Here is a 21,922-nt window from a genome sequence, read left to right as displayed (position 1 = left end):
CCGTTTCGGTGGGCCTTTTCGCCGGCTTCAGCCGAAGGGATTGGCCGTTGCAAACCACAGGCCGATGCCGGTGGCGATGATGAATGCGCCGTCGGTCACGCCCGCCACCAGGAAGAACTTGGTCTGCAGCGTGTCGACCAGTTCGGGCTGGCGCGCCGTGCTTTCGAGGAACTTCTGCCCGACCAGCCCGATGCCCAGGCAGGAGCCGAGCGCTGCCACGCCGATGAGCAGGGCGACTGCGAGGGGAAGGATGTTGAAGCCGGTCATGGTTGTTTTCTCCTGTGGTTGATCGATGGAGGTACTTTCCCAGAGCGGGTGCGTGCCGTCGATGACGTGGGAGGTCATGTTTGGGATGAATCGGGAGCGTTATGCGGAGCGGTCGTTGATCGGCCAGCACCACGGCAGCGCCCATCGTGCACAGGGCATCGGGTGCTCCCCGCAGCGAAATCAAGGAGGAGGCCGCAGGCCGGGGGACATTCGCGGAGGGGAGTACCCGGTGGCCTGTGCACGCGCCCTGGACAACAGCGCCCTGAACAAGAGCGCCCCGAAACAAAAGCAAGCCCTAAGGCAGCTGCGTCCAGTTCTGGTTGTTCCCCCCATTGCAGGTCCACGTGATCAGCGCCGTGTCCTGCGTCGTCGAGCCATTCGGCACGTCGAGGCACGAGCCCGAGGCGCGGTTGCGCAGCGTGCCGACGGCCAGACTCCACTGCGCCGTGTTGCCCACCGTGCATGCCAGCTGCACCACCGGCGCGTTGGTCGTCGCGGTGCCGTTCTGCGCCAGGCACAGGCCGCTGTGCTCGGCCACCAGCTGCACATAGCCGCCCGTGACCGACGTCACCGTGAACTTCTCGTGGCTCGCCGTGCCGCAGGGCCACTGCACCGCCACCGTGCCGCTCGCCGTCGCCCCGCCCTTGATGTTCACGCACATCGTCGGATTGAGGTCCGAGCGCAGCCGCGTCACCACCGCCGGGGCCGTGTCCAGCGAGCGCACGTACTCGCGCAGCGCCACCACGTCCGCTGGCGGCAGGCTCGAGGCATTGCCGTGGCCGCTGTTCAGCACGTCCTGCAGCGTCGCGGCTTGCCCGTTGTGGAAGAAGGCCGCCGTGTTCCAGGTGCCCGAGAGCGTCGGCGTGTCGAAGCCCAGCCCCGCGAGGGGCTGGTTGTGGCCCTTGCCCGACGAGAGCTGGATCGTGCCCACGTCGTGCCGCAGGCCGTCGCGGAAAGTACCGCCGGTGTGGCAGGTGGCGCACTGCGCGGTGTTGAACACCGTCTGGCCGCGCGCCGCCTCCACGCTCAAGCTGCCGTCCGCCGCACGCGCCGGGCTGCGCATGTACTTGTTCAGCGAACTCAGGTAGGCCGCAAGATCGTCGAGCTGCGCACTCTTGCCGGCCTTGGGCGCGCCCAAGGGGTCGACCGTGGCGGCGAAATCCGCATTCGTCAGAAAGCCCGTGCCGCCGAACTCGTTGCGGATGTCGTTCTCGAAGTCCTGCACCTCGTCGAAGTTGGCGGTCCAGTGCATCTTGCCGTGGCCCGCGCCGCGCCGGCCCATGAGGCTGATGGTGCGTCGGAGGCCCTCGCCGCGCTGCGTGAAGTCCCACACCATGCCGTCATCGCCGCCGTCCGCATGGCAGCTCGCGCAGGAGATGTAGTTGTCCTTGCTCATGCGCCGGTCGGAGGCGTTGTAGAACACCTGCTTGCCGCGCAGCGCCGCGGCCGCCATCGGCTCCTGCGCGACCGTCGCCACGTTCTGCAGGAAGGTCGCCGCCGCCGATTCCGACGATAGCACCAGCGACACGTCGTGCACCGACACCGAGCGCGCAAGGAAGTTGTTGACGAACAGCCGCTTGCGCGCCGCGTCCAGGTACAGGCCGTGCGGCGCACTGCTCGCGTTGATCTCTCCGCGCACGGCCCGGCTGTACGGGTCGACGATGGCGACGCGGTTGCCTTCCATCTGCGCCACGAAGAGGTAGTCGCCGGGCGGAGAGAACAGCGCCGCACGCGCCGGTGCGCGGTCGTCGAAGTCGATCTGCTCGCCGAACACTTCCGCCGCCGCCTGCAGGTCGACCTGCGAGAGGATGGAACGCACGCTCTGGTCGTGCGTCAGGTCCACGCCGTCGCGGAAGCGGCCGCGCACGATGTTGTCCTTCTTCGAAGGCAGCACCGCGCGCCGGCCGTCGGGCGAGATCACCACCTGGCTCAGGTAGTTGGCCACGCCGCGCGCGCGGCTCTCGGTGTCCACCGTGGTGGTGTCCACCGGCAGCGCGATCGTGGGCATCGCGCTCATGCTCTGCAGGTTCACCTTGTGCAGCTGGCCGCCCGTCAGCTTCGACTTGAAGCGGGTGACGTAGGCCACCTGCGCATCGGAGCTCACGGCAATGCCGCGCAGGCTGCCTTCGAGCGCAACCGCGCCGGTGGTGGCGCCGTTGCTCGGGTCGAAGCTCATCAGCACCGACTTGCTCTCCAGCGTCAGCAAGCCCTTCGCGCCGTCGGGCGTGAAGGCCACGCCGTAGGGGCCGCTGCCGTAGGCCAGCGGCACGGTGGCCGAGAGGCTGCCGTCGGCCGCGCTGAGCGCCACCAGCTTGTCCTCGCCCTGCACCGCGACCCAGATGCGCCCATCCGGTCCCACGGCCAGCGTCTTCGGCTCGTCGCCCACGCGCACTTCCCAGCGCTTGGCCAGGGTCTGCGCGTCGACGGCGGCGACCGTGCCGCTGTCGGGGTTGAGCGAGTAGACCGAATTCGCATCGCCTGCGATGTTGGTCGTGTGCGTGGGCGCCCGCGCCGTGACCGGCACGATCACGGTGAGGTTGTAGGTGTAGAAAGTCTCGCGGCCGCTTGCGTCGCGCACCGTCAGCGTCACGGTGTAGTGCCCCGGTCGCGTGTAGGTATAGGTGTAGCGCGGCTGGGTGGAGTAGGCCGTCCGCGTGCCGTCGCCGAAGTTCCAGCGGAACTGCGCGCCGCTGCTGCCGAGCGTGGCCGGGTCGAACACCAGTTGGCCGTTGACGATCTTCGGACCGCCGCCGATGCCGGGGTCGCCGATGATCGCCTGCCCGCGCAGCGTGGCCACCTCGCCGTCGGTGAGCACGCGGCTGTACACGCGCACTTCCGCCAGCGTGCCCTTGAACAGGTCGGCGTTGCCCTGGATCTGGCCCATGACCTGGAACTTGTTCGCGAGCCCCTTGGTGCCGGTGAGGCCCGTGGAGCTGGTCTTCACGCCGTCCACGTACATGGCCTGCGCGCCCGAGGCCGCGTCGCGCGTCATCACCACGTGGTGCCAGTTGCCGTCGTTCACGGCCGCCAGCGAGCGGGTGCCGGGGTTGTTGGCGGCCTTGTTCGCGACCGAGAGGTTCATGAAGCCGCTGCCGTCGATCCAGCCCCAGAACACGTCGTCCGCTCCGCTGGCCTGGTCGCGCCCGAAGATGCCCGGTGCGGTCCATGGGTTCGCGCTGCCGGCCTGCGTGGTCTTCATGTAGAAGCTCAGCGACGCGGTGCCGCCGAGCACGGTGGCGACGCTGTCGTTCTTCAGCGGCACGCCGGCGGTGCGGTTCGCGAAGCTCATGCCGATGCTTTCAAAGGTATCGCCCGACGCCGGCGTGCCGTTGTTGCTGCCGATCGGGTCGGACAGGTTGCCGGCCAGCGTCCAGTAGTGCTGCAGGTTGATGTCGGTCGCGTTGCCGGTGTTGAAGGTCGACTTGAAGTCGGCGCCGATGGCATTGCCCGCATAGTCCTTCACCCCGTTGGCGGGCAGGAACACTTCATAGCTGGTGCCCGGAGAAAGCGGCAGCTCCGGGTGGAAATTGATGATGCCCAGCTGCACGCTGTAGGTGCCCGCGAGCGTGTTGCCGCCCACCGGCCGCACGATGAAGGTGTTGGCGTTCACGCTCTCGGGGCGGATGTTGTCCGTCATGCCCAGGCCGATGCGCGAGCTCAGGGCCTGCTGCTTCGCGCCGTTGGCCGGCGAGACCTGCTTCACCTCGGGCCGGGTGGTGTCCGGGTCCACCGCATGCACGACGAAGCCGCTGCCCGAGCCGTGGTCGTTGCCCACGAAGACCAGGTTGCCGAACATCGCGACCTGGCCGTTGTCCGAATGCGAGTAGTTCGGGTCGTCCTCGCGCAGGATGCTGCCGCGGCCCACCTCCACGTGATTGAGCGGATTGCTCACGTCGACCTTGTGGATGCGCGTTTGCGCGCCCTGGATCACGTAGTTGTCCTGCGTGGCGCAGTACAGCTGTTCGTCGATGACCAGCCGGTTGTCCTCGGCCACGAAGCGCGAGCGGTCGGAGAGGTCGTAGCTGTACATCTTCGCGCCGCTGCCGCGCGTCGAGACGTGCAGGTTCCTGCCGTCGAAGCAGGTGGCGTAGTAGAACGGCGTGGTGCCCACGATGGAATCGAGCACCTTGGGGTTGAGCGGGTCGGAGATGTCGAGGCTCGCGAAGCCGCCATTGCTTTCCATCGCGGTCAGCACCATGTGGTTGCCCATGGTGAAGATCGGTCCGATCCGGAAGTTGCCGAGTTCGCCCGTGGGCACCGGGTTGGGCTTGCCGGCGCCGCGGTTCGCCACCACGGCGTTCGCGGGGTCCGCAGCATCGACGATGAAGATGCCGCGGCCCGCCGAGGCCACGTACAGGTAGGGCGCCTGCCACCAGAGCTGCCAGGCGACGTTCTCGTAGTCGCCCGCGTTGACGCCGGGCAGCGCCAGCTTCTTCACCTGTTTGATGTCGTTGACGTCGGTGAAGTCCCAGAACTCCACGCCGTTGATGCTGGGCAGCACCACGTACGTCTTGCCGCCGATCTTCGCGGTGCCGAAGGAGTGCGTTTCGCGGAACTCCTTGGTGCGGCCACCTGTCGCGTCATCGGGTTCGTAGATCTTCTTGACCAGCCGGATCTGGCGCGGGTTCGACACGTCGTACAGCAGGAAGCCGCCCGGGCCCAGGCCGCTGTCCGGCGCGAAGGAGGTCAGGAAGTAGCCGTTGACCATGATGCCCGCGTTCATGCCGTAGTCCTTGCGGCCCGGGTAGGTGGCGGGCACCTCTCGCGACTCGTAGGCACTGCTGTGCGCCGGGTCGAGCGGGTGCGCGAGGCTCGTGATCATCGACACCGGCTTGAACAGTTCCGCCGATGTGTAGCTGAGGTTGCCCAGGCCCGGCCCCTGCAGCGGGAGCGGGTCGGCAACGGCCTCGGAAACCGCCGTGGCCATGTTGCCGAGGGTGGTCATCGGGCTGACCCCGGTGATGGCCGCATGCGTCAGCAATGTGACGAGCGGGGCCAGGAACGCCATCAGGAAATACCGGATCTTCATCGTCGCCTCCAGGTTGTTGGAAAGTCGCAGGGCAACCCATTGCTCGATCCCTCTCCAGTGCGCGCGCAGGACGCACCCCGGCTGGCGACGGGTGCATCGCCTGCCGTGCTGATTTCTTGTTTGTCTTACTTCGCGCCGTCCGATTCGTAGAGGGCCCAGGCCGCCTCGGCGCTCGCGCCGCGGTGGATCATGGCCATCAGCGCACTCACCACGGCCGAGGGGTTGGCGTGCTGGTAGACGTTGCGCCCGTACACCATGCCGACGGCGCCCTGGTCCAGCAGCACGCGAGAGCGCGCGAACACCTGCTGCAGGTCTTCGCGCCCGCCGCCGCGCACGAGCACGGGGCAGCGCGCGGCCTGCACCACGCGGTGGAAGTCCTTCGGGTCGCTGGTCGGGTCGGCCTTGACGATGTCGGCGCCCATCTCGCGCGCAAGGCGCACCAGCGTGACGATCTTCTCGGCGTCGCCGTCGACCTGGTAGCGGCTGCCGGGCGTGGGCGACTGCATCACCAGCGGCTCGATCATCAGCGGCATGCCGTAGCGGTCGCAGTCGGCGCGCACGCGCGCGATGTTCTGCACGCACTGGCGGAACAGGTCGGGCTCGTTGGGCAGCATGAAGAGGTTGACCACCACGCAGGCCGCGTCGCGCTGCACGGCCGGCAGCACCGGGTCATGCTCGTTCTGCAGCTGGGCCCACATCACGCGGTGCAGCGTGGCGTTGTAGGGGTTGCCCATGTCGATGCGCATCACCAGCGCGGGCTTGTTGCGCCCCGGGCGGTCCTGCAGCAGGTCGGACTGGCCGTAGTTGAGCTGGATCGCGTCGGGGCCGGCGGCCAGGAGCTTCTCCATGACCTGGGGCATGTCTTCCAGGCCGTCGAGGAAGGAGGGCTCGTTGCACACGCCGTGATCCAGGGCGATGTCCAGGCAGCGGCCGTTGGTGAGCAAGCGGTTGAGCCGCGCTGTCTTGTCTTTCGACATCGGAAAGAACTCCTTGTTTTGGGGATCGGAAAAAAGAAGCGAAGCTCAGGCGAGCGCGCCCAGGTGGCGCTTGGCCGCGGCATCGATCAGCCGCAGCGCGTCGCCGCCCAGCGCGACCGCACCGGCGCCGGCGTTCTCGATGGCCTGCTGGCGCACGCGTGCGCCGCACAGCGCGACAGCCACGGTGCCGCGCGCGACGGTCCACGCGATCATCATCTGGCCGAAGGAGCAGCCCAGCTGTTCGCGAAGCGGCTCGAGCGCCTCGAAGAAGGCCTTGAGCCTGGAACGGTTGGCTTCGCTGAAGCGCGGATTGCTTGCGCGCTGGTCGTCGCCCTTGAACTCGCGTGCCGGATCGATGGGCCCCGCGAGCAGGCCGAGCGCCAGCGACGAATAGCCGAGCACCGCCACGTTGTGCTCGCTGCACAGGGGCGCGAGCGTCTGCTCGATCTCGCGGTCGATCAGGCTGTAGCGCTCCTGCGCCGCATCGACCGGGCCGTGGCGCAGGTATTCGGCGAGCGTCTCGGGGCTCACGTTGCTCACGCCGATGGCGCGGATCTTTCCCTCTTTCTTGAGCGCGAGCAGCGCATCCATGGTCTCGGCCACGGGCGTGGTGCTGTCCTGCCAGTGCGTGATGTAGAGATCGATGTAGTCGGTCTGCAGGCGCTTCAGGCTCTCTTCGCATTCATGGAAGATCGATTCGCGGCCGAGGTAGCGGTACACGGGATGTCCGTCTTCCTCGAAGAAGTGCGTGCCCTTCTGCGTGTGCCACACCAGCCCGCACTTGGTGGCGATCACGGCCTCGTGGCGGCGCCCCTTGAGCGCGGTGCCCACGATGCTTTCGGAGCGCCCCAGGCCGTAGGCCGGCGCGGTGTCGATCAGGGTCACGCCCGCATCCAGCGAGGCCTGGATCGCCGCCTCGGCCGCCGCGTTGTCGCCGCCGCCCCACATCCATCCGCCCATCGCCCAGGTGCCCAGGCCAATGGCCGAGCATTCGATGCCCGAGGGGCCCAGCGTGGTCTTCTTCATCTTCATCGCGTCGTCTTTCTCGTGTTCAGGAGGTGGTCGATGGTCACGGCCGCGAGCAAGATGAGGCCCTTGATCACGTCCTGCCAGTAGGGCGACACGTCGAGCAGGATCAGCGAACTGGTCACCACCGAGAGCAGCGCCAGGCCCAGCACCGCGCCCAGCACGGTGCCGGAGCCGCCCTTGAGACTCGCGCCGCCGATCACCGCGGCGGCAATCACGTTGAGCTCCATGCCCACGCCGAAGGTGGGCGTGGCCGCGCCGAAGCGCGCCGTGTAGATCACGCCGGCCAGGCCCGCCGATGCGGAACACAGCACCGTGACCCAGAACTTCACGCGCCCCACGCGGATGCCCGAGTACAGCGCGGCCTTCTCGTTGCTGCCGGTGTAGAACACGCGCCGCAGCAAGGTCGAGCGGCGCAGCACGAAGTCGCTCACCACGACGATCGCCACGAAGATCAGGATCACGGCCGGAACGCCGAACAGCGTGCCCTGCCCGATGAACTTGAACTCCGCCGGCAGCGAGAACAGCGACTGCGGCGTGCCCTGCGTGAGCGCCAGGCACAGCCCGCGCACGATCACCATGAAGGCCAGCGAGGCGATGAAGTGGTTGAGCCCGATGCGCGTGACGCAGCCGCCGATCATCGCGCCGACCAGTCCGCTCGCACCGATGGCCACCAGGCTCGCGATCCATGGGTCCACGCCCATCAGGAACAGCTTGCCCGTGACCACCATCGCGAAGCAGACCACCGAGCCCACCGACAAGTCGATGCCGCCGACGATCAGCAAAATGGTCATGCCCACCACCACGATGCCTTCGATCGAGAAGGACAGCAGCATGGCGCGCACGTTGTCCCAGGTGAGGAAGTAGGGCGATGCGAAGCTCATCGCCACGCACAGCACCGCAATGATCAGCAGCAGGCCCATCTCGCGCATGCTGGTGAGCTTGCTGGCGGGCTTCACGGGGCCGCCTCCCGATGGGCGCGGTGCCAGGCCCGCATCGAGTTGTGCCGGGTAGTTCATGCCATCTCCTCCTGTTCGCAGAGTCCGGAGGCAAGCCGCAAGAGGGCCTCCTCCGTCATGTCGTTGGAATTCAATTCGCCGGCCAGCCGGCCGTCGCGGATCACCAGCGCCCGGTCGCACAGGCCGATGATCTCGGGCAGCTCCGAAGAGATCACGATCACGCCCACGCCCTGGTTCGCGAGCTCGCGCAGGATGTGGTGGATCTCCGACTTGGCGCCCACGTCCACCCCGCGCGTGGGCTCGTCCATCAGCAGCACCACGGGGTTGGTGGCCAGCAGCTTGGCAATCGCCACCTTCTGCTGGTTGCCGCCCGACAGGCTCGACACCTCGATGGCCACGCCGTCCGACTTGAGCTTGAGCCTGGCGCCCAGCTCGCGGGCCAGGCGGTGTTCGGCCGCGCGCTGCAACAGGCCCCAGCCGGAGCTCACGCGCCGCAGCGCCATCGACGAGATGTTCTGCGCGATCGGCAGGTCCAGGTACACGCCTGCCGCCTTGCGGTCTTCGCTGAGGTAGGCGATGCCTTCGCGCAGCGCATCGCTGTACTTGCGGATCGCAAGCGCCCTGCCGTGCAGGCGCAGCGTGCCGCGCGTGGCGGGGCGCAGGCCGCAAATGGTCTCGGCCAGTTCGCTGCGGCCGGCACCCATGAGCCCGGCAATGCCGAGGATCTCGCCGCGCTGGAGCGCAAACGAGATGCCGTGCACGCGCTCGCCATCGGCGATGTCCACCGCCTCGAGCACCGGCCCGGACGATTCGGTGGCCTCTTGCTTGGGCGGGTAGTAGTTGCCGAGGTCGCGCCCCACCATGCGGCGCACCAGCTCGTCGGCGCTCAGGCCGGCGAGCGGTCCGCAATGCACGTTGCGCCCGTCGCGCAGCACCGTGACGCGGTCGCAGTGCGTGAATATTTCAGCCATGCGGTGGCTGATGTAGATGATGCCGATGCCCTGCGCCTTCAGGTCGTGCAGCACGCGAAAGAGCGCGGCCGATTCGTTGTCGGTGAGCGCCGCCGTGGGCTCGTCGAGGATCAGCACCTTGCAGTCCAGCGTGAGCGCCTTGGCAATCTCCACCAGCTGCTGGCTCGAGATGCTCAGCTCTCGCACCGGCGTGGCGGGAGCGATGTCCTGCCCGAGCCGCGCCAGCACCTGGGCGGCGCGCGCGTTCAGGCTGGCGTAGTTCATCCAGGCCTGCCGGCCGGCGTTGATCTCCGGCATGAAGATGTTCTCGGCCACAGTGGCGTCGGCGCACAGCGCGATCTCCTGGTGCACCAGGCCGATGCCCAGGCGCATCGCGTGCGCCGGGCCGTCGATCACCACCTTCTGGCCGTTCAGCAGGATGTCGCCTTCGTCGGGGCGGTGGATGCCGTCGATGATGTTCATCAGCGTCGACTTGCCCGCGCCGTTCTCGCCGCACAGGGCGTGGATCTCGCCCGCATGCAGCGAGAAGTCCACGCCCGAGAGTGCGCGCGAAGCGCCGAAGCGCTTGCTGATGCCGCGCAGTTCGAGCAATGCAGAAGAGCCCACAGCGCTCACTCGCCGATTCCCTTGGTGCCGCGGCGCGCGAGGTACTTGTCCCAGTAGAAGTCGTCGGCATTGGCCTTGCTGACCACCGACAGGCCGTTGTCCAGGAACGGCACCGACATCGGATTGGTGCCGTTGCGCTTGGCGTCGTTCATCGGATCGATGAGCGAGGGGTTCTTGGCCAGGAACAGCATCATCATGCCCATGTAGCCCTGCATGCCCTGGTTCGGATTGATGGCGCCGAACACGTCGCCGGCCTTGATCATGTCGAGGATCTTGGCGTTCACGTCGCAGCACATCACGCGGATGTTCTTCTTCGACTCGATCTTGGCCTGCGCGGCGCCCAGCGCCGAGTTGGCCTCGGGCATGAACAGCGCACCCAGGTTCGGGTTGGCCTGCGCCAGGCTCAGCACCGCCTGGTAGGCCTTGCTCGGGTCCTGGTTGCTGGCGGCGCGGCCGACCAGCTTCATGCCCGCGTGCTTGGTCTTCATGCGGTTGACGAAGGCCGCGATGCGGCGGTCGTGGTTGTCCTGGCCCGGGTTCTCGAGCACCGCGTATTCGCCCTTGCCGCCCAGCGCCGCGGCAATCGCGTCGGCCGCCTGCGTGCCCTCGCGGTCGTTGTCAGACGTGACGAAGGAAGCGCGCTTGGAGTTGGGCGAGTCGGCCGCGAAGGTCACGACCGGGATGCCCATGGCCACCGCCCGGTTGATCGGCTCGATGAACGGATCGGGGTTCATCGGGTGCAGCAGGATGCCCGCGGGCTTGCGCGCCAGCTCCTGCTCGAAGGAGGCCAGCTGCTTGTTCACGTCGTACTCGGGCGTACCGGTGTAGCGCGTGCGCACGCCCAGCGTGCGGCCCAGCTGCTTCATCATCTCGTAGACCGGAAACCAGTATTCGACGCCCGACACCATCACGTTCATCACGTAGACGTCGCTCGCGTTGCCGCGCAATCCGGTGGCGGCGGGCGTGGGGGTGGATTGCGCAAATGCGCTGGTGCCGGCCAGGCCGATACCGGCGGCCGCAGCGGACTTCAGGAAATTTCGCCTCATCTTGTGTCTCCTCGCGTTGACTGGCAGAGCTTGCGACCTGCCTTGGGGGCGCAGATCTTCGGACCTCATTGTCACGACAGTTGTTATGACAGGTAGAATGTAATCGCGGGTTGTTCGCCGCGATAACTAGGGGAAACGCTACTGGCAAGCTGCTTTCAACTCGCCGAAGCTGTTATGACATGAAGTCCAACATATTGATCGGCGTCGACATGGGCTCGAGCAGCCTGAAGGCGCTAGCCCTCGAAGCCGCGAGCGGCCGCACCGTCGCCTTGTCCCGCATGCCCCTGCCGCACGACCGGCTGCCCGGCGGAGGCTGCGAAGTGGGCGCGCCTGCCATCCGCGCCGCGCTGACCTGCGTGCTGCAGGACGTGGCCCGCCAGCTCGGCCCGCGCGCAGCCGAAGTCCGCGCCATGGCCTGCACCGGCCACGGCGCCGGCCTCTATGCGCTCGATGCCGGCAACCAGCTCATCGGCGGCCGCGCCGTCGCCTCCACCGACCAGCGCGCCGATGCCCGGGCGCGCGCGCTGGCCGCGAGCCACGGCGCGCAGCTGTTCGAGGAGGTGGGCTGCAGCCCCTGGCCCGGGCAGCCCACGGTGATCGCGGCCGAGCTGCTGGGTGCGGATGCGGTGCAGCGCGGCGAACTGCAGCGCCTGCTGTTCGCCAAGGACTACCTCGGCTTTCTGCTCACCGGCCAGATCGCCACCGACGCCAGCGATGCGAGCACCGCCGGCCTGGTGTCGCTTGCCACCGGCAGCTGGTCGCGCACGGCCCTCGAGGCCTCGGGCATCGCGGAGCTCGGCGCGGGCGCCTTCGGCCCCATCGTGCCGAGCGGCACCACGATCGGAAAGCTCCTGCGCGCCGAGGCCGCGCTGTGCGGCCTGCCCGCTGGCATCCCGGTGGCCATGGGCGCGATCGACCTGCTGGCCTCGATGACCGCGATCCGCGCGGAAGGGCGCGGCCGCGCGGTGTCGGTGCTCGGCACCTGGTGCGTGAACGCGGTCGTCGGCCCGGTGATGGCGCCCAAGCCCGCCGTCGCGGCCATCGTGAATTTCGGCCGCGGCAACGCGCGGCTCTACATGGAGAACAGCCCGTCCTCGATGGCCAACATCGCCTGGCTGGCCGGCGTGCTCGCGCTGCCCGATGCGCGCGCGGTGGTCGACCTGGCCATGACGGTGCCGCTGGGCGCTGGCGGCCTGCGCTTCCTGCCCTTCGTCAATGGCGGAGGCGGCGTGACGGCCGGCTTCGTGGGCCTCAAGAGCCATCACGCGCGCGCCGACATGGCCCGTGCCGTGGTCGATGCCGTGGCGGCGCTGCATGCGCGGCACACGGCGCGCCTGGCCGCGGCCGGCCTCGCGGTGGACCAGACGACGGTGCTCGGCGGCGGCGCGGGCGACGCGCACCTCGTGCGGCTGCTCGCGGCCTTCCTCGGGCGCCCGGTCGAGCGCTGCGCCGACGACGAGACCGGCGCACGCGGTGCCGCGATCTACGCCGCCATGTCGCAAGGGCTGGGCGACGCGGCGCAGGGCAGCGCCTTGCTCGCGCCTTGCGACGTGATCGAGCCCGATGCGCGCGAGGCACGCGCCCATGCGGATTTCAACGCCGGTTTCAACGAACTGATCGACAGCATGTCACCTGTATTCACCCACGTTGCGGAAAGCGTGCAATGAGCGCCTGGCAACTTCCCTTCGTGCGCCCGGCCTCGCTCGCGGGCCGCCATTTCTCTACCGTGATCGTGGGCGCCGGCATCAACGGCGTGGGCGTGTTCCGCGACCTGTCGCTGCAGCGCGTCGACTGCCTGATCGTCGACAAGGGCGACTTCGGCGCCGGCGCCAGCAGCGCGCCTTCGCGCATGATCCACGGCGGCCTGCGCTACCTGGAGAACGGCAGCTTCTCGCTGGTGGCCGAAGCCACGCGCGAGCGCAACCTGCTGCTGCGCAATGCGCCGCACCTGGTGCGGCCGCTCAAGACGGTGGTGCCGCTCGCGAGCTTCTTCGGCGGCCTGATGAGCAGCGCGCTCAAGTTCTTCGGCCGCACGCCGCCGCAGCGCACGCGCGGCCTGCTGGCCGTGGCGCTGGGCCTGCGGCTCTACGACATCCTGGGACGCCGCCAGCGCGTGATGCCGGGGCACCGCATCAGCCGCGTGCCGCTGGCCGACCGCAGCCTGTTCCGCGCGGCGATCCGCTGGACTGCCACCTTCTTCGATGCGTGGATCAGCCACCCCGAATGGCTCATCCTCGAGCTGATAGCCGACGCCTGCCGCGACCAGCCGCGCTCCGCGGCCGCCAACTACTGCCGCGTGACGGGCTGCGCGGGCAACATCCTCACCTTGCGCGACGAGATCACCGGCGCACTCGTGCGCGTGACCGCCGACACGGTGGTGAACGCCACCGGCGCCTGGCTCGACCGCAGCGCGGCCGTGCTCGGCGGCGCCGGCCCGCGCGTGATGGGAACCAAGGGTTCGCACCTCGTGCTCGACCATCCCGCGCTGCGCGACGCGCTCGACGGCCGCATGGCCTACTTCGAGGCGGTCGACGGGCGCGTGTGCATCGTCTATCCGTTCCTGGACCGCGTGCTGGTGGGCTCCACCGACATCCCGGTCGAAGACCCGGACCAGATCGTCACCGAGCCGGCCGAGGTCGACTACCTGATCGACGTGCTGCGCGAGGTCTTCCCCAACATGGCCTTCGGCCGCGGCGACGTGGTCTACACCTACGTCGGCGTGCGGCCGCTCGCGCGTTCGGAGGCCGACAAGCCGGGCCAGATCTCGCGCGACCATTCGGTGGTGGTCGATCCGCCGAACGCGACACGCGACATTGCCATCGTCGGCCTCGTCGGCGGCAAGTGGACCACCTTCCGCTCGCTGGCCGAGGAGGCCACCAATGAGGTGCTGCAGCTGCTCGGCCGCTCGCGCACCGCATCGACCGAGCTGCTGCCCATCGGCGGGGGCGCGGAACTGCCGGCCGATGCGCCGGCGGCCGATCGCTTCGTCGAGAAGATGATGGCGGCCTGCGGCATGGACCGCAGGCGCGCACTGACCCTGCTCGGCCGCTATGGCTCGAAGGCGTTGCCGCTCGCGCAGCGCCTCGCGGCCTCGGGCGATGTGCCGCTGCAGCATGCGCCCGATTACTCGGCCGCCGAGCTTTCCTACCTGTGCCTGGAGACCGGCGTGCTGCACCTGGACGACCTCGTGATCCGCCGCACGCTGCTGGCCATTCGCGGCCTCGTCACCGACGCCGCGCTTGCCGAGATCGCGGGCGTGGCGGCCGAGGCGCTGGGCTGGGACGCCACCCACGCCCACAACGAGCTGTGCGCTTGCGCCACCGCGCTGCGCGAGCGGCACAACGTGCGGCTGCACGCGGTGGCGGCCGGCGAGGCACCTTCTTTCGATGCATCATTGATGGCCAGCTCAGTCCTCGGCCAAGCCTAAAAGTGAACAGTAGTCCCAACGACATCTCGACCGTGCTCGACCGCAATTCCGAATCGCCGCTGTGGGCGCAGTTCCGCGACGCCATCCGGCTGCAGATACTGCAGGGCGCGCTGCCCATCGGCGCCAAGCTGCCTTCGGAGGCGGAGCTCGGCGAGCAGTTCGGCATCTCGCGCATCGTGGTGCGCGAGGCCTTGGCCGACCTGGTGCGCAACAACCTCATCTACAAGATCAAGGGCCGCGGCGCCTTTGTATCGGCGCGCGAACGCGACGAGGATTTTGTTTCCACCGTGCTCGGCTTCTCCGACGAGATGGAGCGCAAGGGCCGCTCGGTGCGCACGCAGATCCTCGCGCAGGAACTGCGCGCGCCCACCGAGCATGAAGCCGCAGCGCTGGGCCTGGCCGACGACGCGCAGGTGGTGGCCCTCAAGCGCCTGCGCAGCGTGGATGGCGAGCTGCGCCTCTTGGTCGAGACGGCGGTGCCGGCGGACCTGGCGCCCGGCCTGCACCGCGCACGCCTGGAAGACCGCTCGCTCTACGACGTGCTGCGCCGCCAGTACGGGCTGCGCCTGGTGCGTGCCGAACGCTGGATCGACGCGGTGCTGCCCGATGCCGAAACCTGCAGGCTGCTCGACCTGCCGCAGCCCGAGCCGCTGCTGCGCATCGAGTCGATTGCCTACGGTGCCAACGGCCGGCCGCTGGAGCACTACCGCGCGCTGCACCGCTGCAAGACCAGCCGCCTGCACGTGCAGACGACCACCTGATTTCTTCTTCAGGCCTTGGCGGCGCTGCGCGAGGGCCAGAGCACCGAGGCAATGGCCACCATCATCAGCGCGACGGCCACCCAGTCCTGCCAGTGCACCACTTCGCCGAGCCACACCGCGCCGCTGAACACGCCCAGTACCGGGATGAACATCACGCTCAGGGTCGAGGCCACCGGCGGCAGGCCGCGCGCCAGGTAGAACCATGCCGCATGCGCAAAGCCGAAGATCAGCACCGCGTTGTAGGCGATCGAGCCCCAGGTCACGGGACCGGGCCAGCGCCATGGGCCGCGCTCGAACAGCAGCGACAGCACCGTCATCACCACGGCCGTCATCGCCGTCATCCAGAACGAGAGCGTGAGCGTCGGCAGTCCGATGCGCGAGTGGCGCAGCAGCTGCGTGCCCAGCGCCCATGTCGCGGCCGCCACCAGTGCGAGCGCCACGTAGCCGGGCCGCCCCGCCAGGTCGGTGAGCTCGTGCCACAGCAAAAGCCCCACGCCGACCGCGCAGGCGCCCACGCCCACCCATGAGCGCCGCGTGAGCACGGCCGAGAACAGCAGCGCGCCGATCACCGCCGAGAACACCGGCATCGTGTAGCCCAGGATCGCCGCGCGCCCGCCCGAGAGCGCCTTCACCGCGAGGATGATGCAGGCGTGCCAGATGAACATGTTGGTGGCGCCCAGCCACACCAGTTCGGGCCATGCGCGGCGCGGCACGTGGAACGGCACCTTCATCCACGCCAGCGCAAGCCCCAGCACCGGCACGCCGAGCCAGATCGAGATCGCGCGGAAGGCCAGCGGCGGATAGTCCGCCACGCCGAGCTTCATCACGGGCCAGTTGAGGCCCCATGCAAGCGTGAGGAGAACGAGCAGGAGGAACTGGCGCGGCGTGAAGGAAGGCATGGGCCGCGATTGTGGCGCGGCCCGCGCATTCGTGCAGGAAGCGGGCGCGCGCTACAGCAGCCGCTTGAGGTAGCGCCCCGTGTGGCTCGCCTCGTTGGCCGCGATGTCCTCGGGCGTGCCTTCGCCCACCACCGTGCCGCCGCCGGCACCGCCCTCGGGGCCCATGTCGATCAGCCAGTCGGCCGTCTTGATGACGTCCAGGTTGTGCTCGATCACCACGATGGTGTTGCCCGCGTCGCGCAGCTGGTGCAGCACCTTGAGCAGCAGCTCGATGTCGGCAAAGTGCAGGCCGGTGGTCGGCTCGTCGAGGATGTAGAGCGTGCGGCCGGTGTCGCGCTTGCTGAGCTCGAGCGCCAGCTTCACGCGCTGCGCCTCGCCGCCCGACAGTGTGGTGGCCGACTGGCCGAGCTTGATGTAGCTGAGGCCCACGTCCAGCAGCGTGCGCAGCTTGCGCTCGATGGTCGGCACGGCCTTCAGGAATTCGTGCGCGGTTTCCACCGTCATCTCGAGGATCTGCGCGATGTTCTTGCCCTTGTACAGAACCTCGAGCGTCTCGCGGTTGTAGCGCTGGCCGTGGCACACCTCGCAGGGCACGTACACGTCGGGCAAAAAGTGCATCTCGACCTTCACCACGCCGTCGCCCTGGCAGGCCTCGCAGCGCCCGCCCGCCACGTTGAAGCTGAAGCGGCCCGGGCCGTAGCCGCGCTCGCGCGCGGTGTTGGTCTCGGCCATCAGCTCGCGGATCGGCGTGAACAGGCCCGTGTAGGTGGCCGGGTTGCTGCGCGGCGTGCGGCCGATGGGACTCTGGTCGACGTTGATGACCTTGTCGAAATACTCGATGCCCTCGACCGATTCATGCGCCGCCGGCTCCTCGTGCGCGCGGTAGAGCGTGCGCGCCACGGCGGTGTAGAGCGTGTCGTTCACCAGCGTCGACTTGCCCGAGCCCGAGACGCCCGTCACGCAGGTCAGCAGGCCGACCGGGAAGGCGACGCTCACGTTCTTGAGGTTGTTGCCGGTGGCACCCACCACGCGGATTTCCTGCAGGTCGGTTTGCGAGGCCAGGTGCGCCGCTTCGCGCGCAGCGCGCCGCTCGGCCGCGGGGCTCGGCGGAAAGCGCGAGGCCTTCTTGCCTTCGTTGAAGGCCGGCTTCTTCACGACCGGCAGCCAGGCGGTGCGGCGCTTGGGCACTTCGATCTTCTTCGTGCCGGAAAGATATTGGCCGGTCAGCGAATCGGGGTTGGCCGCCACCTGGGCGTAGCTGCCCTGCGCCATCACGCGGCCGCCGTGGATGCCCGCGCCCGGGCCCATGTCGATCACGTGGTCGGCGGCGTGGATCATGTCCTCGTCGTGCTCGACCACGATCACGCTGTTGCCGATGTCGCGCAGATGCTTGAGCGTGCCGATCAGCCGGTCGTTGTCGCGCTGGTGCAGGCCGATGCTGGGCTCGTCGAGCACGTACATCACGCCCGTCAGGCCCGAGCCGATCTGCGAGGCCAGCCGGATGCGCTGCGCCTCGCCGCCCGAGAGCGTCTCGGCGCTGCGGTCCAGGCTCAGGTAGTTCAGGCCCACGTCGTTCAGGAACTTGAGGCGCAGGCCGATCTCGCGCACCACCTTGTCGGCGATGTCGGCCTTGGCGCCGCGCAGCTTGAGCGTCTGGAACCAGGCGAGCGAATCGCGCAACGTGAGATGGCTGAGCTCGAAGATCGCCATGCGCGGCGGCTCGCCGCCGTCCGCGGGCCGGGCCGATTCATCGACCAGGAACACGTTGCGAGCTTCAGGCCGCAGGCGCGAGCCACCGCAATCAGGGCACGGCTGCAGGTTGCGAAAGCGCGCGAGGTCTTCGCGCACCATCACCGAATCGGTCTCGCGGTAGCGCCGCGCCATGTTCGGGATGATCCCCTCGAAGGGGTGCTTCTTCGTGAGCTTCTTGCCCGCGAAGTTGCCCGACTCCATGGTGTAGTTGAACTTGATCTCCTCGGCCGCCGAGCCGTGCAGCAGCACCTGCTGCACCGAGGCGGGCAAGGATTCGAAGGGCGCGTCGACGTCGAACTTGTAGTGCTTCGCAACGCTCTCGATCATGCTGAAGTAGTAGCCGTTGCGGCGGTCCCAGCCCTTGATGGCGCCGCTCGCGAGCGAGAGCGAGGGGAAGGCGACCACGCGCGCCGGGTCGAACACCTCGCGGTGGCCGAGGCCGTCGCAGCTCGGGCAGGCGCCCACGGGCGAGTTGAACGAAAAGAGGCGCGGCTCCAGCTCCGACAGCGAGTAGTGGCAGATCGGGCAGGCGAACTTGGCGTTGAACAGGTGCTCCTTGTCGGGCGCGCCCGCAGTGCCATCGGCGCTGCCTTCCGGCCTTGCGCCCAGTTCCAGCGCGATGGCGCGGCCTTCGGCCAGCCGCAGCGCCGCCTCGAAGCTCTCGGCCAGGCGCTGCTGCATGTCGGGGCGCGCGCGCAGCCGGTCGATCACCACGTCGATGTCGTGCTTCTCGGTCTTCTTGAGCTTGGGCAGGTCGTTGTATTCGTAGGTCTGGCCGTCGACGCGGAAACGCACATAGCCCGCAGCCTGCATCTCGGCGAAGAGCTCGAGGAATTCGCCTTTTTTCTCGCGCGCGACGGGCGCGAGGATCATCAGGCGCGGCTCGTCGGGAATCGCGAGCGTGGCATCGACCATCTGCGACACGGTCTGCGCCTGCAGCGGCAGGTGGTGGTCGGGGCAGTAGGGCGTACCGGCGCGGGCGTACAAGAGGCGCAGGTAGTCATGGATCTCGGTCACCGTGCCCACGGTGGAGCGCGGGTTGTGGCTGGTCGCCTTCTGCTCGATGCTGATGGCGGGCGACAGGCCCTCGATCACGTCGACGTCGGGCTTGTCCATGAGCTGCAGGAACTGCCGCGCATAGGCCGAGAGGCTTTCCACATAGCGCCGCTGGCCTTCGGCATACAGCGTGTCGAAGGCCAGGCTCGATTTGCCCGAGCCCGACAGGCCGGTGATCACCACCAGCTTGTTGCGCGGAATGTCGAGGTCGACATTCTTCAGGTTGTGGGTGCGCGCACCGCGGATGCTGATGCGCTGCTGCGCGAGCACCGCGCCGAGGTAGGTGTCGCGTTCGAGTTCCGCGTCGCGTGCGCGCTGCGCGCCGTCGTCGGCGTATTCAATGGCTTTGGAATTCAAGGGGGCGATCGTCCGAGGGCAACCGGACATGATAGTCCGAGCGGCATTTCATGGCGGGCGGGCGGGTTGCGGCGGTTTCAAGCAGGCGGTGCTTCGGCGGGGCCCCGCGGGGGCGCCCGGGGCGCCGGCATCGGGCACAATCTAGGGTTCTTTTCTTCCTTCTCCTTCATCCACTTATCAGGGGCAGTGCACATGGCATCGGTCAACAAAGTCATCGTCGTCGGCAATCTGGGGCGCGACCCCGAAATGCGTACCTTCCCGAGCGGCGACCAGGTCGCGAACGTCACCGTGGCCACCACCGATCGCTGGAAAGACAAGCAAAGCGGCGAAATGCGCGAAGCCACCGAGTGGCACCGCATCGTCTTCAACGGCCGCCTGGCCGAAATCGCCGGCCAGTACCTGCGCAAGGGCTCGCAGGTGTACGTCGAAGGCAGCCTGCGCACGCGCAAGTGGACCGACAAGGACGGCATCGAGAAATACACCACCGAAATCCGCGCCGACCAGATGCAGATGCTGGGCAGCCGCCAGGGCCAGGGCGGCCCCTCAGGCGGTCCCGAGGACGACGGCGGCTATTCGCAGGGCGGCGGTGGCGGCGGCTACTCGCAAGGCGCCGGCGGTGGCGGTGGCGGCGGCTATGCCCCCCGCGCACCGGCCGCGGCACCGCGCGCTCCGGCGCCGGCACCGCGCCAGGCTCCGGCCAAGTCGTCGTCGGGCTTCGACGACATGGACGACGACATTCCGTTCTGAGCTGAATCGCACCGTTTCCTGAGCCGGACCGGGCAGGCCGCACGCGGATGAGCCTCGCATGAGCCTCGGATCTGCGCGCCGGCTGCTCGAACATTTCTCCAGATACCGCTTTGCCTCCTTCTGGGCGAACGTGGTGCTCGCCGCGTCCGTGGCGCTGCTGGTGGCCATGGCCGCCTTTTTCGGCACCAGCGCTGCGCAGCACAACGCGGCGCTGCACCTGACGCAGGCCGACTGGCAGGTGCAGGACGCACCCGGCTTCCGTGCACTGCCGCTTGCCGTCGACAGCAAGGCCCTGCCTTCCGCCTGGCAGCCGGTCGAACTGCCGCTGGCGCTGCCCATTGCGCTGCTGCGCCAGGCCGACGGCAGTGCATCGGCGGGCGCGACCCGCATCACCTGGCTGCGGATCTCCACGCGCGGCCTGCCCGCCACGCAGGCACCGCTCGCGCTCTACGGCGCGCGCATCAAGACCGACGGCACCATCGCGGTGTATGCCAACGGGCGGCAGGTCCACCGCGCGCAGGTGCAGGGCCCGCTGTGGAACAGCACCCGCACGCCGCTGTGGGTGCTGCTGGGCAAGACGACCGACGGCGCGCCGCTGGACGAGATCCTGGTGCGGATGGAGCACACACGCGGCGCGCAGGTGGCGGTTTCGTCGCTGTGGCTTGGGCCCGCCGAAGCGCTGGAGCCGCGCTACCGCATGCGGCAGTGGCTGCAGCAGGAGCTGCCGGCCATGCTCAGCACGGCCTTCATGGCGGTGGGCGTGTTCGCGCTGTTCGTGTGGTTCAGGCGCAGCCACGAAACCGGCTACCTGCTCTTCTTCAACCTGGCGACCACCTCCTTCCTGCGCAGCCTGCATTTCTATGTCGGCGTTCCGGTCGCCAACGACTGGTTCGCCTGGCTCACGGTCAACTCGCTGTTCTGGCTGGTGGCGGTGGTGCACTTCGCGCTGCGCCAGCTGCACGGCCGACCGCTGCGGTGGTTCACCGGCGCGGTGGTGGCGTGGACGGTACTGACCGGCGTGCTGACGCTGCCGGGCCTGGCGATCCTGAGGAACACGCCGCAGGTCACGCCGCTGATCTACCTGGGCGCGGCGCTGATGGGGGTCGCCGTTGCGCTGGTGGGCGGCATCAGCGCCTGGCGCCGCTCCGGCGAGGGCCGCCTGGTGGCCGTGGGCATCGGCGTGTGCGTGCTGCTGGGGGTGTCCGACTGGCTGCTGCAGAACAATTTCGTGAGCCCCGAGGGCTGGTACCTGGGCGCCTACACCAACGCCGTCACCTTCAGCGTGTTCGGGGTGCTGCTGTACCGGCGCTACGTCAATGCCATTGCCGAGGTCGAGCGCGTCAACGCCAGCCTGGCCCAGCGCCTTGCGGCGCGCGAAGCCGAGCTCGAGCTCAGCCACCGGCGGCTGCGCGAGGTCGAGAGGAAGCAGACCATCAGCGACGAGCGCCAGCGCCTCATGCAGGACATGCACGACGGCCTGGGCTCCTCGCTGATCAGCGCCATCCGCTCCGTGGAGGGCGGCAGCATGAGCGACGACAAGGTCTCGCAGGTGCTCAAGAGCTGCCTGGACGACCTCAAGCTCACCATCGATTCGATGGAGCCGCTCGAGGACGACCTGCTGCTGCTGCTGGCCACGCTGCGCTACCGGCTCGGCCCGCGGCTCGAGAGCTCGGGCGTGGCGCTGCAATGGCAGGTGCAGGAACTGCCGGCGCTGGACTGGCTCGACCCGACCAGCGCGCTGCACATCCTGCGCATCGTGCAGGAGAGCATCGCCAACGTGCTGCGCCATACGCGCGCCACCGAGATCCGGGTGGCCACCGAGCGCCAGGCATCGGGCGTGCGGGTGAGCATCGAGGACAACGGCCAGGGCTTCGACGTCGAGAAGGCCTTGGCCGGTGCCGGCGGGCGCGGCATGCAGAACCAGCAGCGCCGGGCGCAGGCCGTCGGGGGCGAAGTCTCGTGGCGCTCGGGGCCTGCGGGCACGCTGTTCACGCTCTGGCTGCCGCTCCAGCGCGGCGTGCGGGCGGCGTAGCAGGCCGGAG

At 68.6% G+C, this 21,922-nt stretch carries 14 protein-coding genes; 5 read left to right on the top strand and 9 right to left on the bottom strand.

Annotation, left to right across the window (positions count from 1 at the left end; all coding sequences use genetic code 11):
- Positions 1 to 27: 27 nt before the first annotated feature.
- From atpE to VPA02S_RS10425, 7 genes are all read right to left on the bottom strand, one after another.
- The gene (gene atpE, locus VPA02S_RS10455) at positions 28 to 267 is read right to left on the bottom strand and encodes a F0F1 ATP synthase subunit C (RefSeq protein ID WP_012745530.1); all 240 of its coding nucleotides are present in this window, start codon (positions 265 to 267) and stop codon (positions 28 to 30) included.
- A 295-nt stretch (positions 268 to 562) separates the two neighbouring features.
- Entirely contained in the window at positions 563 to 5,296 is a 4,734-nt protein-coding gene (locus VPA02S_RS10450) for a LamG-like jellyroll fold domain-containing protein (RefSeq protein WP_012745531.1), read from the bottom strand.
- Positions 5,297 to 5,421: 125 nt separating this feature from the next.
- Positions 5,422 to 6,273: a class I fructose-bisphosphate aldolase gene (locus VPA02S_RS10445; RefSeq protein ID WP_012745532.1), complete on the bottom strand. Its 852-nt coding sequence runs from the start codon at positions 6,271 to 6,273 to the stop codon at positions 5,422 to 5,424.
- A 45-nt stretch (positions 6,274 to 6,318) separates the two neighbouring features.
- A complete protein-coding gene (locus VPA02S_RS10440; protein WP_012745533.1) occupies positions 6,319 to 7,305 on the bottom strand; it encodes an aldo/keto reductase in 987 nt (328 codons plus the stop codon).
- Positions 7,302 to 8,318, bottom strand: a complete 1,017-nt coding sequence (locus tag VPA02S_RS10435) for an ABC transporter permease (protein WP_012745534.1) — start codon at positions 8,316 to 8,318, stop codon at positions 7,302 to 7,304. The genes VPA02S_RS10440 and VPA02S_RS10435 overlap by 4 nt, the downstream gene beginning before the upstream one ends.
- Positions 8,315 to 9,844: a sugar ABC transporter ATP-binding protein gene (locus VPA02S_RS10430; protein WP_012745535.1), complete on the bottom strand. Its 1,530-nt coding sequence runs from the start codon at positions 9,842 to 9,844 to the stop codon at positions 8,315 to 8,317. The genes VPA02S_RS10435 and VPA02S_RS10430 overlap by 4 nt, the downstream gene beginning before the upstream one ends.
- The gene (locus tag VPA02S_RS10425; protein ID WP_012745536.1) at positions 9,841 to 10,881 is read right to left on the bottom strand and encodes a substrate-binding domain-containing protein; all 1,041 of its coding nucleotides are present in this window, start codon (positions 10,879 to 10,881) and stop codon (positions 9,841 to 9,843) included. The genes VPA02S_RS10430 and VPA02S_RS10425 overlap by 4 nt, the downstream gene beginning before the upstream one ends.
- A 179-nt stretch (positions 10,882 to 11,060) precedes the next feature.
- Here VPA02S_RS10425 and VPA02S_RS10420 point away from each other — a divergent pair, with 179 nt between their 5' ends.
- From VPA02S_RS10420 to VPA02S_RS10410, 3 genes are read left to right on the top strand one after another with little or no spacing between them, the layout of a single operon-like run.
- On the top strand, positions 11,061 to 12,548 hold the full coding sequence (locus VPA02S_RS10420; protein WP_012745537.1) for an FGGY family carbohydrate kinase: 1,488 nt from the start codon (positions 11,061 to 11,063) through the stop codon (positions 12,546 to 12,548).
- A complete protein-coding gene (locus VPA02S_RS10415) occupies positions 12,545 to 14,308 on the top strand; it encodes a glycerol-3-phosphate dehydrogenase/oxidase (RefSeq protein ID WP_012745538.1) in 1,764 nt (587 codons plus the stop codon). Before VPA02S_RS10420 ends, VPA02S_RS10415 begins: the two co-directional genes overlap by 4 nt.
- A 2-nt stretch (positions 14,309 to 14,310) precedes the next feature.
- Positions 14,311 to 15,069, top strand: a complete 759-nt coding sequence (locus VPA02S_RS10410) for a GntR family transcriptional regulator (protein ID WP_012745539.1) — start codon at positions 14,311 to 14,313, stop codon at positions 15,067 to 15,069.
- A gap of 8 nt (positions 15,070 to 15,077) precedes the next feature.
- Here VPA02S_RS10410 and VPA02S_RS10405 read toward each other — a convergent pair whose 3' ends face one another.
- Both VPA02S_RS10405 and uvrA read right to left on the bottom strand, forming a co-directional pair.
- Positions 15,078 to 15,968: a DMT family transporter gene (locus VPA02S_RS10405; RefSeq protein ID WP_012745540.1), complete on the bottom strand. Its 891-nt coding sequence runs from the start codon at positions 15,966 to 15,968 to the stop codon at positions 15,078 to 15,080.
- Between the two features lie 51 nt (positions 15,969 to 16,019).
- The gene (gene uvrA, locus VPA02S_RS10400) at positions 16,020 to 19,163 is read right to left on the bottom strand and encodes an excinuclease ABC subunit UvrA (protein ID WP_012745541.1); all 3,144 of its coding nucleotides are present in this window, start codon (positions 19,161 to 19,163) and stop codon (positions 16,020 to 16,022) included.
- A 162-nt stretch (positions 19,164 to 19,325) separates the two neighbouring features.
- On the opposite strand from uvrA, the gene ssb reads away from it, so the two are divergent.
- Together ssb and VPA02S_RS10390 are read left to right on the top strand one after the other, a co-directional pair.
- Positions 19,326 to 19,880 (top strand): single-stranded DNA-binding protein, encoded by a 555-nt coding sequence (gene ssb, locus VPA02S_RS10395; protein WP_012745542.1) that lies wholly within the window; start codon positions 19,326 to 19,328, stop codon positions 19,878 to 19,880.
- Between the two features lie 58 nt (positions 19,881 to 19,938).
- Positions 19,939 to 21,912 carry a sensor histidine kinase gene (locus VPA02S_RS10390; RefSeq protein ID WP_012745543.1) on the top strand — a complete coding sequence of 658 codons (1,974 nt, stop codon included), beginning with the start codon at positions 19,939 to 19,941 and terminating at the stop codon, positions 21,910 to 21,912.
- Positions 21,913 to 21,922 lie beyond the last annotated feature (10 nt).

Origin of the sequence: Variovorax paradoxus NBRC 15149, assembly GCF_001591365.1 — a bacterium.
Lineage (GTDB): Bacteria > Pseudomonadota > Gammaproteobacteria > Burkholderiales > Burkholderiaceae_C > Variovorax > Variovorax paradoxus.
The sequence above is the reverse complement of the archived record's forward strand: the minus strand, read 5'-3'. Positions and strand labels throughout refer to the sequence as shown.